Annotated in this window: 15 protein-coding genes; 4 read left to right on the top strand and 11 right to left on the bottom strand. The window is 70.6% G+C overall.

All coding sequences use genetic code 11. The features are described from left to right. Window positions 1–219 precede the first annotated feature (219 nt). Window positions 220–840 (bottom strand): helix-turn-helix domain-containing protein, encoded by a 621-nt coding sequence (locus AB0J58_RS29555; RefSeq protein ID WP_364221637.1) that lies wholly within the window; start codon window positions 838–840, stop codon window positions 220–222. A 105-nt stretch (window positions 841–945) separates the two neighbouring features. On the opposite strand from AB0J58_RS29555, the gene AB0J58_RS29550 reads away from it, so the two are divergent. After that, window positions 946–2,145: a cytochrome P450 gene (locus AB0J58_RS29550; protein ID WP_364221634.1), complete on the top strand. Its 1,200-nt coding sequence runs from the start codon at window positions 946–948 to the stop codon at window positions 2,143–2,145. 8 nt (window positions 2,146–2,153) lie between these two features. Further along, window positions 2,154–2,363, top strand: coding sequence for a ferredoxin (locus tag AB0J58_RS29545; RefSeq protein WP_343962505.1), 210 nt, complete (start codon window positions 2,154–2,156; stop codon window positions 2,361–2,363). Between the two features lie 68 nt (window positions 2,364–2,431). On the opposite strand, the gene AB0J58_RS29540 is transcribed toward AB0J58_RS29545, so the two are convergent. The 3 genes from AB0J58_RS29540 to AB0J58_RS29530 form a co-directional block, all read right to left on the bottom strand. After that, a complete protein-coding gene (locus AB0J58_RS29540; RefSeq protein ID WP_364221631.1) occupies window positions 2,432–3,019 on the bottom strand; it encodes a thioredoxin domain-containing protein in 588 nt (195 codons plus the stop codon). Window positions 3,020–3,152: 133 nt separating this feature from the next. After that, complete coding sequence (locus AB0J58_RS29535) at window positions 3,153–3,986, bottom strand: SDR family NAD(P)-dependent oxidoreductase (protein ID WP_364221628.1); 834 nt, start codon at window positions 3,984–3,986, stop codon at window positions 3,153–3,155. Further along, on the bottom strand, window positions 3,983–5,218 hold the full coding sequence (locus AB0J58_RS29530) for an acyl-CoA dehydrogenase family protein (protein ID WP_343962335.1): 1,236 nt from the start codon (window positions 5,216–5,218) through the stop codon (window positions 3,983–3,985). Before AB0J58_RS29530 ends, AB0J58_RS29535 begins: the two co-directional genes overlap by 4 nt. A 155-nt stretch (window positions 5,219–5,373) precedes the next feature. Between AB0J58_RS29530 and AB0J58_RS29525 the strand changes: the two genes are divergently transcribed. Next, window positions 5,374–6,090 carry a helix-turn-helix domain-containing protein gene (locus AB0J58_RS29525; protein WP_364221625.1) on the top strand — a complete coding sequence of 239 codons (717 nt, stop codon included), beginning with the start codon at window positions 5,374–5,376 and terminating at the stop codon, window positions 6,088–6,090. On the opposite strand, the gene AB0J58_RS29520 is transcribed toward AB0J58_RS29525, so the two are convergent. From AB0J58_RS29520 to AB0J58_RS29495, 6 genes are all read right to left on the bottom strand, one after another. Further along, complete coding sequence (locus tag AB0J58_RS29520; protein ID WP_343962331.1) at window positions 6,075–6,683, bottom strand: ATP/GTP-binding protein; 609 nt, start codon at window positions 6,681–6,683, stop codon at window positions 6,075–6,077. The genes AB0J58_RS29525 and AB0J58_RS29520 overlap by 16 nt on opposite strands. Further along, window positions 6,664–6,990, bottom strand: a complete 327-nt coding sequence (locus tag AB0J58_RS29515) for a DUF742 domain-containing protein (protein ID WP_355550238.1) — start codon at window positions 6,988–6,990, stop codon at window positions 6,664–6,666. Before AB0J58_RS29515 ends, AB0J58_RS29520 begins: the two co-directional genes overlap by 20 nt. Window positions 6,991–7,010: 20 nt before the next feature. Then, a complete protein-coding gene (locus tag AB0J58_RS29510) occupies window positions 7,011–7,436 on the bottom strand; it encodes a roadblock/LC7 domain-containing protein (protein WP_030905472.1) in 426 nt (141 codons plus the stop codon). Further along, window positions 7,417–9,768 carry a nitrate- and nitrite sensing domain-containing protein gene (locus AB0J58_RS29505; protein ID WP_364221621.1) on the bottom strand — a complete coding sequence of 784 codons (2,352 nt, stop codon included), beginning with the start codon at window positions 9,766–9,768 and terminating at the stop codon, window positions 7,417–7,419. The genes AB0J58_RS29510 and AB0J58_RS29505 overlap by 20 nt, the downstream gene beginning before the upstream one ends. A 370-nt stretch (window positions 9,769–10,138) precedes the next feature. Then, complete coding sequence (locus AB0J58_RS29500) at window positions 10,139–11,164, bottom strand: YihY/virulence factor BrkB family protein (protein WP_364221618.1); 1,026 nt, start codon at window positions 11,162–11,164, stop codon at window positions 10,139–10,141. 123 nt (window positions 11,165–11,287) lie between these two features. Then, a complete protein-coding gene (locus tag AB0J58_RS29495; RefSeq protein WP_364221615.1) occupies window positions 11,288–12,100 on the bottom strand; it encodes a class I SAM-dependent methyltransferase in 813 nt (270 codons plus the stop codon). Between the two features lie 269 nt (window positions 12,101–12,369). Between AB0J58_RS29495 and AB0J58_RS29490 the strand changes: the two genes are divergently transcribed. Then, window positions 12,370–14,103, top strand: coding sequence for a pyruvate dehydrogenase (locus tag AB0J58_RS29490; protein WP_364221612.1), 1,734 nt, complete (start codon window positions 12,370–12,372; stop codon window positions 14,101–14,103). A 28-nt stretch (window positions 14,104–14,131) separates the two neighbouring features. Here AB0J58_RS29490 and AB0J58_RS29485 read toward each other — a convergent pair whose 3' ends face one another. Next, window positions 14,132–14,635 (bottom strand): MarR family transcriptional regulator, encoded by a 504-nt coding sequence (locus AB0J58_RS29485; protein WP_364221609.1) that lies wholly within the window; start codon window positions 14,633–14,635, stop codon window positions 14,132–14,134. Between the last annotated feature and the right edge of the window lie 39 nt (window positions 14,636–14,674).

Raw genomic sequence — 14,674 nt, 5'->3', positions numbered from 1 at the left:
GGCCCTGGAAACCCGCTGCTGTACGGCATGGGGGCGTTCTCGGGCTCAAGACCGCGGCCGGTACCGGCCTCCTGACCCGCCCGGCAGGCACGACCCCGAGGGGAGTTCGGTCTCGTCGCCTTAATGTTCCTGCTCGGCTGTGAACTGCGGACCGACAGGATCGAGTGCCCGCGTACTCATCCCGGCGGGCGGGTTCCGCCGTGTCCCGAGCGGGAGGGTTCAGGGCGGCGTGAAGGTGGCGCGCAGGCCGGCGAGGGTGAACTCGGTGGCCTGGCGTCCGGCTTCCAGCATCTCCTCGGGGGAGGCTCCGTGCCGCATGCTGACGAGGGCGGCGAGCTTGGCCCCGCCGATCACCGCCCCCACGGCCGCCGACGCCTCGGCCAGGTTCAGCTCGTCGGGACACGCCCGGTGCAGGGCCTCGGCGAGCTCCTGCTGGCTGTCGAAGAGGAGCAGCAGGCCGCGCGCCCTGAGCGAGGGGACGGTCAGGACGAGGTGGTTGATGGGCGCTATCTCACGGGCGAGCTGGTCGTCGACGGCGAGCGCGGCGAACCCCGAGGTGATGGCGCGGCTCAGCAGGTCGACCGCCCGGTCTCCGGGACCGCGCTCGGCGATCACCCGCAGGGCGCGGTCGATGCCGTCTCGCGAGTTGTGGAAGACCACGTCCTCCTTGCTCGCGAAGTAGCTGAAGAAGGTGCGGGTCGAGACGTCGGCCGCTGCGGCGATCTCCGAGACGGTCGTCTGCTCGTAGCCCTTCTCGACGAAGAGCTCGATCGCCGCGGCGATGAGTGCGTGCCGGGTGCGCAGCTTCTTGCGCTCACGCAGTCCCAGAACCTCACTCATGCGGACATCTTACTGCACAGCACCATACTCTGCACCTATTGTAATTTTACATTTGATGTAGTTTTCTGGAGGGAGACCAGCCGCACCTCTGCACAGGAGTAACGGATGACAGAGTCCCACGCGGAGGCGATCGCCTTTCCCTTCGGCCGCCCCGACCCCTTCACCCCGCCCGAGCGCCTGGCCGCACTGCGCGAGGAGCGGCCCGTCGCCCGGATGGCCTACCCCGACGGCCGGGTCGGCTGGCTGGTGACCTCCTACTCCGCGGTGCGGTCGATCCTGGCCGATCCCCGGTTCAGCTCCCGGCGCGAGCTGCTGAACGTCCCGGTGCCCTTCCCGCTGATGCAGGAGATGCGCCGCCCGGCCGACCCCGGCATGTTCATCCGGATGGACCCGCCCGACCACACCCGCTACCGGAGGCTGCTCACCGCGCAGTTCACCGTGCGGCGGATGAAGCAGCTGGAGCCCAGGATCCACGAGATCACCGAGGAGCGGCTGGACGCGATGGAGAAGGCCGGGCCTCCCCAGGACCTGGTCAGGGAGTTCGCGCTGCCCATTCCCTCGCTGGTGATCTGCGAGCTGCTCGGCGTCCCGTACTCCGACCGTGAGGAGTTCCAGCAGGCCACCGCGGTGCTGCTGAACCTGGAGTCCGCCGTCGAGGACATTCGCGCGGCGGTCGCCCGCGTCGCCGCGTTCTTCGCCCGGCTCGTCGAGCTCAAGCGGGCCGAGCCCGCCGACGACCTGCTCAGCGGGCTCGTCACCGGCGGTGAGCTGACCGACGAGGAGCTGGGCAACATCGGGTTCCTGCTGCTCGCCGCCGGGCACGAGACGACCGCCAACATGCTCGGGCTCGGCACGTTCGCCCTGCTGCAGCACCCCGAACAGCTCGCCGCGCTGCGCGCCGATCCCTCGTTGGCCGACAACGCGGTCGAGGAGTTGCTGCGCTATCTCAGCATCATCCACATCGGCCCGATCCGCGCCGCCCTGGAGGACGTCGAGGTGGACGGGGAGCTCATCAGGGCGGGTGAGGTGGTGACCCTCTCGGTCCAGGCCGCCAACCGCGATCCCTCGCGTTTCACCGATCCCGACCGGCTGGACATCACCGGCCCCGCGAGTGGGCATCTGACATTCGGGCACGGGTTGCACCAGTGCCTCGGCCAGCAGCTCGCCCGCGTGGAGATGCGCACCGCGTTTCCCATGCTGTTCGATCGGTTCCCCGATCTACGACTCGCCGTACCGGCGCAGGAGGTCCGCATGCGCGACACCATGTCCATCTACGGCGTACGGGAGCTGCCGGTCAGATGGTAGAGAACGCGCTGAGGGTGACCACTGACACGGCGCGGTGCATCGGAGCGGGCATGTGCGTGCTCACCGCGCCGGAGGTGTTCGACCAGAGCGAGGACGACGGCACCGTCGTGCTCCTCGACGAGTCACCGCCGCCCGGGTCGCACGCCGACGTCCGCCGGGCCGAGCGGCTCTGCCCCTCGGGCGCCATCTCGGTGCGGGAGGATCCCGGTACCGCCTGACGTACGGGGGTGCCGGGGCCCCGCACCTCGGAGGACGCGGGATTCCGGCACTTCCCGAGGTGTCCCGGTCACCGGCGCGAGCGGGCGACGGCCAGCACGGCGGTGAGGATGGCCTGCGCGTTGGCGGGTACCGGGACGTTCTGGACGAGGACCGTCGGTGTGGCGCTCACCCCGCGCTCGATGGCCGTCTCCGTCACGTGGGCGGCCCAGTCGAGGTAGACGCCCTCGCGCACGCATCCGCCGAACCCCGGATCGGTGATCTCCGCGAGGCGGCCGACCTCGACCAGCTCGTCGTCGGTGAGCCCCGGGCCTCCCTCCGGGGGCTGGTCGGCGAAGAGCGCGTGGGCGTACTCGACGAACCTCCCCCGGTCCGAGGCGCAACCCGACGAGGCGGACGCGCGGGAGGAGTAGCGGTCGGTGGACAGCTCGTCCAGGAAGCCCATGGGGTGGTAGACGAGGCTGACCGCCCCGCCCGCCACCAACCTTGCCAGCGCCGGTCCCGCCGCCTCCTCGAACGCCTTGCAGAACGGGCAGAGGAAGTCGAGGTAGACGTCCACGATGACCGGGCCCGAACCCATGGCGACGCCGTCTCCCGCCGTGGAGGCGCCGGCGGGCACCCGGGCCGGCCGGGTGGGCCGATGCGGTCGAGCTGTCATGTGTTCCTCCCCGCGACGCGGAAGAGGGTCGCGGACCCCGCGGGTCCACCCCCTTTCGTGCTCTACCCCGTGACGGGCCGCCGGAGCCTATGAACCACCAAAATTCGGACAAATCACCCCGGTATGCTCCCCCTCAGACTCGCGGTCCCGGAGCGCGGCGGAAGGAGAAGGGCTGGCTCTCGCGGCCGGGGATCACGAACCAGCACTCGCCGGTGCCCTCGCTGTCGAGCAGCTGGACGAACGTCTCGACGACCGCCGAGACCTCCAGGATCGGGAAGCCGAGCTGCTGGAGCGTCTCCCTGCCCTCGCCGAGGATCGCGGTGTCGGCGAACGAGGGGCAGAGCCCCTGCACCCTGATCCCCCGCGGCTGGAGATCCTGGCCGAGCGAGCGGACCAGCCCGACGACGGCGTGCTTGTTGGCGGCGTAGATGGGGTCCGAGGGGATGCCGACGATGCCCGCCATGCTGGCGGTCGCCACGATCGTGCCGCCGCCCGCCGCCAGCAGCGCCGGGATCGCGGCGTGCGCCCCGAAGACGACACCGTCGAGGTTGACCCCCATCGCCAGGCGGTAGCGCCGGATGTCGAAGTCCTCGCCCAGCCCGCAGCCCGAGGTGATGCCCGCGTTGAGGAAGGCGAGGTCGAGCCTGCCGTACCGCTCGATCGCGGTCGCCACCGCCGCCTCGTTGTCCTCCGGCCGGGACACGTCGCAGTGGACGTAGGTCGCGTCCAGCTCGTCGGCGAGCTTCTCGCCCGCGGCGTCGTCGATGTCGGCGAGGACGAGGCGGGCCCCGCCCTCGGCCAGCCGCCGGGCCACGCCCGCGCCGATGCCGTTGCCGCCGCCGGTGATCAGGGCGACCCTGCCCTCCAGCCGGTCGCTGCGGACCATGTTGGCCGCCTCCACCGGGCTCTGCCCCCCCAGCCCGCCGAGCAGCCCGGCGCCCGTGTTCCCCGTGGTCCCCGTGGTCAAAGTGGCAGCCCTCCGGTCGCGGCGTTGGTCGAACCCGTGCTCTGGTACGCCGCGATCGTACGCTCGGCGATGCGCATCTGGTGGATCTCGTCGGCACCGTCCGCGAAGCGGGCCCAGCGGGCGTGCTGGAGCATGTTGGCCAGCGGGGTGTCGGTCGAGTAGCCGAGCGCGCCGTGCACCTGGATCGCCCGGTCGACGATCCGGTTGAGACTGTTGGCCACGAAGTGCTTCGCCATCGAGACCTCGGTACGGAAGTCCTCGCCCTTGTCGATCTTCGAGGCGGCGTGCAGGACCATCAGCTTGCACTGGTAGAGCTCCATCGCCGAGTCCGCGATCAGCCACTGGATGCCCTGCTTCTCGGCCAGCAGCGATCCGTGGCTGTAGCGGTTGAGCGCGCGGTCGACCATCATGTCCAGCGCCGTCTCGGCCTGGGAGATCCAGCGCATGCAGTGCGCCAGCCGTGCCGGGCCCAGGCGGTACTGGCCGAGCCGGTGGCCGTTGCCGCGCCCGCCGAGGATCTGGCTGTCGTGCAGCCGCAGGTCGGTGATGACGATCTCGCTGTGGCCGGTCGAGCCGTGCATCGTCTCGACCTCGCGGACGTCGTTCCATCCCTCCTGCGGGAGGTCGACGAGGAAGGCCGTGTTGCCGCCGCGCGAGCCCTCGGGCACGTCGAGTTCGGTCTTGGCGATGAGGATGGCGAAGCTCGACCGGCGGGCGTTGGAGATGAACCACTTGTGGCCGTTGATGACCCACTCGTCGCCGTCCCTGACGGCGTGGGTCCGGATGAGCGTGGGGTCGGAGCCGGCCACCTCCGGCTCGGTCATCGCGAAGCATGACATCTGGTGGCCCTTGAGCAGTGGCTTGAGGTACTTCTCCTTCTGCTCGTCGGTCGCCCAGTGCAGCAGCGTGTGCATGTTGCCCTCGTCGGGCGCCGCGCAGTTGAGGACCCAGGGCCCGAGCCGGGTCTTGGCGGCCTCGGACTGCACCATGGCGAGTTCGACGTGGCCGAGGCCCATGCCGCCCCATTCCTTGGGCATGTGCGGCAGCCACAGTCCCTCGGCCCGCGCCTTCTCGCGCAGCTCGAAGATGACCCGGATGTACTCGTCGCGGCTGGTCGCCTTCTCCTCGTCGTCGAAGCCGCTGACGGCCGGGATGACGGTCTCCTGGACGAAGGCCCGTACCCGGCGGCGGATCTCCTCGTGCTCGGGGGCGAGGGTGAAATCAATGGCCATGGGGTCCTTCCCCTTACCTTCCGGCCGACAGGTCAGAAGGGGACGCCTTCTATCCTTGCCGTGTGCCGCCGCTTTGAGGCGACTGCTTGATGATTTCAGACAGATGCATTATTACCTTAACGACCGGCGGATCCACCGGCAAGACAGGAGCGCGTATGCCCCCCAACCCGGAAGCGACCGGCAGGCGCCTGGTGGCGGCGGCCGAGCGGCTGTTCGCCGAGCGGGGGATCGACGGCGTGTCACTCCGCGAGATCAACACCGCCGCCGGGCAGCGCAACTCGACGGCGCTCCAGTACCACTTCGGGGATCGGGCGGGGCTGCTGAACGCGGTGCTCGCCAAGCACCATCCCGAGATCGAGGCCCGCCGCCACCAACTGCTCGACGAGTACGAGTCCAGGGGGAGCCTTCCGGAGGCCGAGGCCCGCCGTACCCTCGCCGCCGCGCTGGTGCGGCCGATGGCCGCCAAGCTGGCCGACCCCGACGGCGGCCGGTCCTATCTGCAGATCATGGAGCAGCTCGTCCACCGCGGCGACCTGCCCGCTCTGCGGGGCGTGCGGGACGATCCTCGTCAGAGCATCAACCGGTGGCGCGAGCTGGTGGCCCCGCTGCTCTCCGAGGTCGCGCTGCGCCGGTTGCACCAGCGTTTCATGGCCATCCGGGTGACCTACGTGGAACTCGCCCGCCGCGCCGCGGGCCCCGAGGGCAAGGACGACCGGCTCTTCACCAGCCACCTGATCGACGTCGTGTCGGCCGTGCTGGCCACCGAGGTCTCCGCGGAGACCGCCCGCCTGCTGGGAGAGCGTGACAGGCTGCGGGGCGGGGACCGCCCCGAACCCCCGAAGGCGAACGGCGACCGTCAGGCGCCCGCCTGAGCCGCCTGGAAGGCGCCTCCCGCCGAGTAGGTGACCAGCGTGGTCAGCACCTCCTTGACCGACTCGCGCCTGCGCACGTCACAGAGGATGATCGGGGCCACCCCGTCCAGCCCCAGCGCTCTGCGTATCTTGATCGGGTCGTGCCGCCGCGCGCCGTCGAAGCAGTTGACCGCCACCACGAACGGGAGCCCGCGCTGTTCGAAGTAGTCCACCGCGGGGAAGCAGTCCTGCAGCCGGCGGGTGTCGGCGAGCACGACCGCGCCGAGCGCGCCGACGGAGAGCTCGTCCCACATGAACCAGAACCTGTCCTGGCCCGGGGTGCCGAACAGGTAGAGCCAGAGCCCGTCGCGGATGGTGATCCGGCCGAAGTCCAGCGCCACCGTCGTGGTGATCTTCGATTCCACGCCCGCGAGGTCGTCCACGCCGACGCCGCGCTCGCTCAGCAGTTCCTCGGTGTGCAGGGGCCTGATCTCGCTGATCGTACCGACCATGGTCGTCTTGCCGACCCCGAAACCGCCGGCGACAAGGATCTTGATGGCCATCGCCGGGCTGTCGGCCGGGCTCATGCCCGGCTCAGAGGCCGCGTATTCCATGCAGCACTTCCCTGTAGATGCGTTCGTCGATCGTCTTCCCCATCGGCCGGGGCTTGTCGATGGTGACCAGGCCCTCGCGGCGCAGTTCGCTGAGGAGTACGCGGGTGATGTTGAGCGGCAGCTTGAGGTGCGCCGCCACGTCCGCCACGGGGGTCGGCCGACGGCAGGCCGACAGCACGTCGAGATGCTCGGGCATCAACCCGACCGGCTCGAAGGGAATGTCGACGGTCGTGACGATGGCCACCAGGTCGAAGCTCTCCCCGATCGGGCGCGCCCGACCGCCGGTCACCCCGAAGAGCCTGACCAAGGGCCCGGGATCCTCTCCCGTCACGATCTCGCACCGTTCCAGGCGGGCGCCGGGGCAGCTCCCCTCGGCTGGGAGGACAGGTGTTCGCCGACGCGCTTGACCAACAGCGCCATCTCGTAGGTCACCATGCCGAGTTCGGCGTCGCCCGCGGCCAGCACGGCCAGCCTGGCTCCCTGCCCCGCCGCGGTGACGAACAGGAAGCCCCCCTCCATCTCGATGATGGTCTGTCGCACACCGCCGAGGCCGAAGTGCCGCCCGGTGCCCAGCGCGAGGCTGTGACTCCCGGCGGAGATGGCGGACAGGTGCTCGGCGTCCTCCCGGGTCAGCTCCCGGGAGCCGCCCATCGCCAGGCCGTCGGCGGACAGCACGATCGCGTGCCGGATACCGGGGACCCGCTGGGTCAGGTCGTCGAGAAGCCAGCTCAGTTCAGATCTGGGGTCGGGCATCGAAGTGGCCATCCTTTCGCTTCCACACGTCCTGGTCCTGCTCGGCCTGGCTGCGACCCTGCTGCCAGCCTTGTTGCATGGACGACATGAGGTTTGAGAGCTCCTCGGGAGTACGCGCGGGAACGTCGCGCCGCTCAGGTGAGCGTGTCTGGCGGAGCTGGGGGGCCAGGTTGGCCTGCCGCACCCGCACCGGCAACCCGTCCAGGTCATCGTCGATGTCCGGTACGGGCACCGCCCGCCGCACGGGTATCGAGGGGGCCGGGGTCTCCTGCCGCTGCTGTGGCGCGGGGAACCATCCCGGCGAGGGCTCGGGAGTGCGCGCCACCGGCAGGTCCTGCGAGCTGTAGAACGCCCCGGGCAGCACCTCGGGCGCCGCGGTCAGCTCCCGCGCCGGCCCGCCCGGATGGGCGCCCGCCCGGCGCACCCGGGGGACGGCCTCGGCGGCCAGTGCCTCGCAGGTGGCGAGGAGGCTCTGCGGCAGCAGCACGATCGCTGTGGTGCCGTCGTACGGCGAGGGCCGCAGCACGACCTTGATCCCGTGCCGGGCCGCGAGCCTGGCCACGACGAACAGGCCGAGCCTGTCGCTGTCGGCCAGGTCGAACTCCGGCGGGTCGGCGAGCTTGGCGTTGAGCTCGTCGAGGGTGGCCTGGTTCAGCCCCAGACCCCGGTCCTCGACCTCCAGCGCGAAGCCGTTGGCCGCCACCATGCTCCGTACGTGGACCACCGTGTTCGGCGGCGAGAAGACCGTGGCGTTCTCCACCAGCTCTGCGATCAGGTGGATCACGTCGGTGACCGCGGCGCCCACCAGCAGCGGCGCCTGCGGCATGGGCAGGACCGTGACACGGGTGTAGTCCTCGACCTCGAGCACGGCGCTGCGCACCACGTCGAAGATCGGTACCGGGTCGCGCCACCTGCGGGCCGGGGCCGCCTCGGACAGGATGATCAGGTTCTCCGCGTGCCGCCGCATGCGGGTGGTCAGGTGGTCGAGCTTGAAGAGATCCTCCAGGATCTCCGGCTCCTCGACGCGACGCTCCATCGTGTCCAGGAGCGTGAGCTGACGGTGGAGCAGCGCCTGGTTGCGCCAGGCGAGGTTCAGGAAGACCTGGCCGACGCCCTTGCGGAGTGTGGCCTGGCCGACCGCGGCCTCCACCGCGGTGCGCTGCACCGCGGAGAACGCGTGCACGACCCGGTCGACCTCGGCGGTGTTGGCGCGATCCAATTCGGGGGCCTCGGTCGCCGGGTCCACGTCCTCGCCCTTGCGCAGCCGCTCGACCAGCCGCGGCAGCCGCTCCTCCGCCAGTTCCACGGCCGAGGACTGGAGCCGCTTCAGCTCATCGACCATGGAGCGGCCGAACCGGTAGGAGAACACGATCGAGACGACGATCGCGAGCAGGCCCAGGCCCAGGACCGACCCGACGCGCAGGAACGCGGAACTCCTGAGCTCGCCGCCCTTGATCGTGGCGCGGGCCAGTTCGTCCCGGCTTTGCTGGTCGACCGTGCTCAGCACCGTCCCGGAGTCCCGCTTCCACTCGGCGGCGTCCAGCGGCGGCTTCCCCTTCAGGTCCCATGCGAAGATCTTGTTCTCGGCGGCCAGCAGCCGCTGGTGGGCGGCGTCCCCGGCGACCTGCCGGTAGCGCGCCCGCAGTTCGGGGCCCATGTCCCGCTCCGCGTTGGTCAGGTAGTTCCTTCGGCTGGTCATCGCCGCGACGAAGGCCACCTGCTCGGCGTGCGTCATCCTGCCGTGCTTCAGCACGGGGGCGAGTATGGCCTGTTCCCTGCCCAGGTACTCGGCGGTGGTGCTGTAGGCGCTCATGCCGCGGATGATCCGGAAGGAGGACACGTCGGCGAGCGCCGCCGAGTCGCCGAACTGCTCGTTTGCGGCACTGATGAAGGCGTTGTACGCCTCGGTCACCTGGATCGCGCTCATCGAGCCGTTGTCGGCGGAGGCGCGCACCAGAACGAGCCCGTCCATGGCCGACTTCAGGGCCCGCATGTCGGTCGGGGCGTTCTCCGGCTCGTAGCCCTCGGCGGAGGAGATCGCCTGCCGGACCAGATCCACCGTGCGGTTGGTGGCTCGCCGCTGCTCGGAGAGCGGCCTGCTCTGCGCGGTGGCTCCATCCGCGTCCGCGGAGAGCTGACGCTCCCGCTGGATCTCGACGATCATGTCCCGGATCGGCACTCCGGTCACCTCCCAGCGGGTCTGCGTCTGGGAGATGCCGGCGATCTGCGAGACCGCCGTGTAGGCGATGACCGTCCAGAGGGCGATCAGCGAGAGCACAGGAATGACGAGGATCTTAAGGATCTTCGAGCGGATCGGAGGGGGGGAACTCATTCGTCTTGTCCAATCCGCGGTTCCTGCGCGTAGCCGACAGCCGCCGGGCTCGGAGAGCCCGGCGGTCGCACGCCGCGACTGGTGCGTGTGTGATTCGACACACTATGCCCATGGGACATATGTGGCTTCAAGCCGCAGCGCGAAGATTGAATCTGAATGTTCGCGACAGATCACGAGACTTCGCACCTGCGAGGGCCCGGACTCCAGACGATCATGCAGCTCAGCGCGGGTGCGGGCACCCGAAACCGCCGTCTCCGCAGGCACGGATCGAGAGCATTCCGTTACCGCCCACCGACGCCCGAGCAGCCGGTGGCGGGGCATCGCCCCTGGCGTCCGGTCGCCGAGCGCGACGTCGGCGGACACCCGAAAATCAGACGGCCGGATCCCGCGTGCCGAGGTGCCCGACGCCTCGCGGGCCGTCGTGGGGGGTGACCGGAGGCGGCTCCGGGGAACCACCCGCCTGGTTCCGCGGGGCGTCCGGCGAGAAGCCCTCACGCGCCGCCTCTGAGCGGGCGCGGCGGGCGGCCAGGTCGACCACGGTGCCCGCGGTGCCGGTGGCGGTGAGCGCCGCCGCGAAGAGGATCAGCTGGTTAAGGATCTTGAGGAAGACCAGCATCCCGACGGCTCCGGCGACCACCTGGTAGGCGGGATTGCCCACCGTCATCTCCAGATAGAACTGCCCCAGGGACTTGAGGGCCTCCAGACCGGCGGTGATGAGCAGCGCGGGCCCGAGGACCCGGCGCGGCGGCAGTCTCAGCCGGGGCGGGCCGCAGAGCAGGGCGACCGCCAGCAGGGTGTTGACGGCCAGGCCGAGCACGAACGCGGCGGCCGACAGCAGCCACCGCGACAGTGTGTCGTCGACGCCCACCGTGTGCGCGAACATCCAGTTCAGCACCGTCTCCGCGACGAAGGCCACCGCGAGCGAGGCCGACAGCAGCAACCCGAGGCCCGCCATCACTCCCAGGTCGATGATGTGGCGCAGCACGGGGCGGCCCGGATACTCCTCGATCCGCCAGGTGGCCCTGATCGCCGAGCGCAGGGCGTCCATCCAGAACAGGCCGGTGATGGGCAGGCCGACGAAGGCGATCGCGCCGGCCGTGCTCCTGGCGTCCTGCAGCGCCTGCACGTCCAGCCGGGGGAAGTTCTCCGAGAGGTAGCCCTGCACCGTGCGCACCACCTCCGGGTCGTCGAGGACCTGGCCGATGATGGCGAACCCGAGCAGCCCCAGCGCGAACACGGCGAAGAACGAGTAGTAGGTGAGCGCCGCCGACAGCCGTCCGGCGTCCACCTCGTCGTAGCGCACCCCGGCACGCACCAGATGGTCCAGCCAGCCGTGACGGTGGCGGGCACGCGTCCACGCCTCGGAGATCCGCGCGGTGAAGCCCGTGACCGTCATGCCACGGCCTCTACCCCCGCGCCGCCCGTCTAGCCCCTTCTCGATCATGTCCTCTCCGGGCCCACCTCCCGGATCGTCCTTCCGGAGAGCCGGTCTCGTCCCGGGAACGCCGCCTTCTCGCCCTCAGCCGTCGCAGGCCCTGCGGGCGAGGATCGAGTGGATCTCGAAGGAGGGCGCGCCGAACCCCGGAGCGGACATGACCTCGCGGACCTCCCGAAGTCGGCGTACGGTCATCCCCGCCTCCACCAGACGCTCCTCCAGGTGGTGACTGTTGCTGATCAGCAGGCCGAGCCCGGCGGAGCCGTGCTCCCACACCTCGGTCCAGCGCACCGGGTCGACATCGACCAGGCCCGCCCCGGCCATCTCCCGCGCGGCGGAACCGCCCCAGGTCGGATCGCTGCCCGCGGCGCCCAGCACCCGGGTCATCGCGGCGATGTAGGCCCCGTACAGCTCGCCCTCCCGCCCGCCGAGGGTGGGCGGCGCCACCCAGCGGGTGATGTCGATCTCGTCGATCTGCAGCCAGCCGCCGGGCCGCAGCGCGGCGCGCAGGCGCCGCAGGACCTGGCGGCGCTGGGGCAGGTGGCTGAGCACGAGCCGGGCGTGGATCAGGTCGAACGCGTCCACCGGCAGCGGGTCGGCGACGATGTCGTGGCGGGCGACGGTCAGCCCCGGCCTGGACGGGATCAGGCCGGGTTTGATGTCGGTCGCCAGCACGCGCCCGCCGGGCGCCACCCGCTCGGCCAGCCAGAGCGCCACGCTGCCCCCGCCGGCCCCGACCTCCAGGCAGTTCCAGCCGGCTTCGACGCCGGTCAGCGCGAGGCGCTCGAAGGTCAGCGGGTCAAGGAGCTGGGCGAGGTAGCGGTGCTGGTCGGACGAGTGATCCCCGTCGTTGTCGAACACGTAGTCAGACGCGGTCGCCGAGTTCTGCCCGGGCATGTGGGAACCTTCCGAAAGTGGGTGACCTCCGTCGCATGGTAAGCGGCGCGCCACGGAAAGTGACAGGCTTTCGGCGAGACGTACCCCCTCTCCCTAAAGAACGTATCCCCCGCGCCACATCATGTCCGGACATGAGCCTTTTGCTGGGCGAACAAGCAACGGTCCCGCCGCCGAGCGACACACCGCGAGGCCGGCCAGGCCCCTCCCCGGGGAATGACACGGCGAAATGCGGTGAGGTACACCGGTGACGCCATACACGAGGGGGCACCATGGCGACCGTCGCCGAGCAGTTCATCGAGGTTCTCCGCCAGGCCGGGGTGGAACGAATCTACGGGGTGGTGGGTGACAGCCTGAACCCGGTGGTCGACGCGGTCAGGAAGTCCGGCCACGTCGAGTGGGTCCACGTGCGCAACGAGGAGGCGGGGGCGTTCGCCGCCGCGGCCGAGGCACAGGTCACCGGGCGCCTGGCGGCCTGCGCGGGGAGCTGCGGCCCCGGCAACACCCACCTGATCCAGGGGCTCTACGACGCCCATCGCAGCGGCGCCCCCGTGCTCGCGCTGGCCTCGCACATCCCCTCCACTCAGATCGGCACCGGCTTCTTCCAGGAGACCCATCCGGGACGCCTGTTCGTGGATTGCAGCCACTTCTGCGAGACGATCAGCACACCGGAGCAGATGCCCCGGGTGCTGCGCACCGCCGTCCAGCAGGCGATCGGCCTCGGCGGCGTCTCGGTGCTGGTGCTCCCCGGTGACGTGGCGAGCATGTCCACCGCCCGCGCCACCGGGAGACACGACTTCCTGACCGGGACCGGCACGGTCGTGCCGCCCGCCGACCAGGTGGCCGGGCTGGCCGAGGCGCTGAACCGCGCCGAGAAGGTGATGCTGTTCTGCGGCGCCGGGACGCGCCACGCCCGCGAGGAGGTCATGGGGCTGGCCGGGCGCACCCTGGCACCGGTCGGGCACGCGCTGCGCGGCAAGGAGTGGATCCAGTACGACAACCCCTACGACGTGGGAATGAGCGGGCTGCTCGGCTACGGCGCCTGCTACGACGCGATGCGCGAGGCGGACCTGGTGGTACTGGCGGGGACCGACTTCCCCTACGACGACTTCCTGCCGGGGGCGCGCACGGTCCAGATCGACCACGACCCGGCGCGGCTGGGCCGCAGGACCCCGCTGGAGCTGGCCGTACACGGCGATGTCGGCGCGACGATCCGCGCGGTGCTGCCGCACGTCACGCAGAAGACGGACCGCCGCCAGCTCGACAGGATGCTGGCCAGGCATCTGAAGGCGCTGGAGAACGTCGTGGAGGCCTACACGCACGACATCGAGCACCACCGCCCGATCCACCCCGAGTACGTCGCGAACCTGATGGACGAGCTCGCCGCCGACGACGCGGTGTTCACGGTGGACACCGGGATGTGCAACGTCTGGGCCGCCCGCTATCTCAGTCCCAACGGCCGCCGCCGCATCATCGGCTCGTTCGTGCACGGGAGCATGGCCAACGCGCTCCCGCACGCCATCGGCGCCCAGTTCACCGACCGCGGGCGGCAGGTCGTCTCGCTGTCGGGGGACGGCGGGCTCGGCATGCTCCTCGGGGAGCTGCTCACGGTCCGGCTGCACGACCTGCCGGTGAAGACCGTGGTGTTCAACAACTCCTCGCTCGGCATGGTGAAGCTGGAGATGCTGGTGGACGGACTTCCCGACTTCGGCACCGACCACGCTCCCGTCGACTACGCGGCGATCGCCGCCGCGGCCGGCATCGGGTCGTTGCGGGTGGAGGACCCCGCGGACGTACGTGAGGCCCTGACCACCGCCTTCGCGACCCCCGGCCCCTTCCTGCTGGACGTGGTCACCGACCCCGACGTGCTGGCCATGCCGCCGCGCATCACCACGGGGCAGGTGAAGGGGTTCGCCCTGGCCGCGGGCAAGATCGTGCTCACCGGTGGGGTCGGGCGCATGGTCGACATGGCGAAGGCGAATCTGCGGAGCATCCCGCGTCCCTGAGCCGGGCGGGCGCCCGAGCCGGCTCCGCTCAGGGGGCGTCCTCCGGCCGGGCGGCGAGGACCCGGCCCAGGAGGTCCGTGAGGTTCCCGCGCTCATCGGCCCCCAGGCAGGAGAACCACTCCTGTTCCCTGCTCGTCTGCTCGGCGAAGATCTCGCGGACCGCCGCCTCGCCCGCCGAGGTGAGGCCGACCACCACGGCCCGCCTGTCCTCGGGGAGCGGGCGGCGCTCGACCAGGCCGTCCCGCTCAAGGGTGTTGACGGCGTTGGTCACCGCGGAGCGGGAGGTGGCCGAGATCTCCGCGAGCCTGGCGGGCTGGGTGGGGCCGAGCAGCCAGAGTTTGAACATCAGGCGGAAGCCGGGCAGGGTCCAGCCGCGCGGGCGGTGGATCCGCGTCTCCAGGTCCGTGACCAGCAGGTAGGCCAGCTGGAGCAGGTTGTAGGCCAGCGCGAAGGCCTCGGCGTCGGCCGGGGGCGGCATGGCCGCCAGGCGCTCACGCGCGTAGGCGGCGTACCGGAGGTCTGCTCTGTCCATCGGCCAAGTCTTGCGCAACGAGAGGTCCGTCGTGAATAT

This window comes from Streptosporangium sp. NPDC049644, assembly GCF_040675205.1.
Classification (GTDB): domain Bacteria; phylum Actinomycetota; class Actinomycetes; order Streptosporangiales; family Streptosporangiaceae; genus Streptosporangium; species Streptosporangium fukuiense.
Note: the sequence above shows the minus strand (reverse complement) of the source record. Positions and strands in the feature narration are given on the sequence as shown.

Coding starts and splice junctions, on each gene's coding strand:
- AB0J58_RS29490 (WP_364221612.1), top strand. CDS start 12,370: ATGGCGACCGTCGCCGAGCAGTTCATCGAGGTTCTCCGCCAGGCCGGG.
- AB0J58_RS29510 (WP_030905472.1), bottom strand. CDS start 7,436: ATGCCCGACCCCAGATCTGAACTGAGCTGGCTTCTCGACGACCTGACC.
- AB0J58_RS29485 (WP_364221609.1), bottom strand. CDS start 14,635: ATGGACAGAGCAGACCTCCGGTACGCCGCCTACGCGCGTGAGCGCCTG.
- AB0J58_RS29495 (WP_364221615.1), bottom strand. CDS start 12,100: ATGCCCGGGCAGAACTCGGCGACCGCGTCTGACTACGTGTTCGACAAC.
- AB0J58_RS29530 (WP_343962335.1), bottom strand. CDS start 5,218: ATGGCCATTGATTTCACCCTCGCCCCCGAGCACGAGGAGATCCGCCGC.
- AB0J58_RS29525 (WP_364221625.1), top strand. CDS start 5,374: ATGCCCCCCAACCCGGAAGCGACCGGCAGGCGCCTGGTGGCGGCGGCC.
- AB0J58_RS29555 (WP_364221637.1), bottom strand. CDS start 840: ATGAGTGAGGTTCTGGGACTGCGTGAGCGCAAGAAGCTGCGCACCCGG.
- AB0J58_RS29500 (WP_364221618.1), bottom strand. CDS start 11,164: ATGACGGTCACGGGCTTCACCGCGCGGATCTCCGAGGCGTGGACGCGT.
- AB0J58_RS29520 (WP_343962331.1), bottom strand. CDS start 6,683: ATGGAATACGCGGCCTCTGAGCCGGGCATGAGCCCGGCCGACAGCCCG.
- AB0J58_RS29540 (WP_364221631.1), bottom strand. CDS start 3,019: ATGACAGCTCGACCGCATCGGCCCACCCGGCCGGCCCGGGTGCCCGCC.
- AB0J58_RS29505 (WP_364221621.1), bottom strand. CDS start 9,768: ATGAGTTCCCCCCCTCCGATCCGCTCGAAGATCCTTAAGATCCTCGTC.
- AB0J58_RS29550 (WP_364221634.1), top strand. CDS start 946: ATGACAGAGTCCCACGCGGAGGCGATCGCCTTTCCCTTCGGCCGCCCC.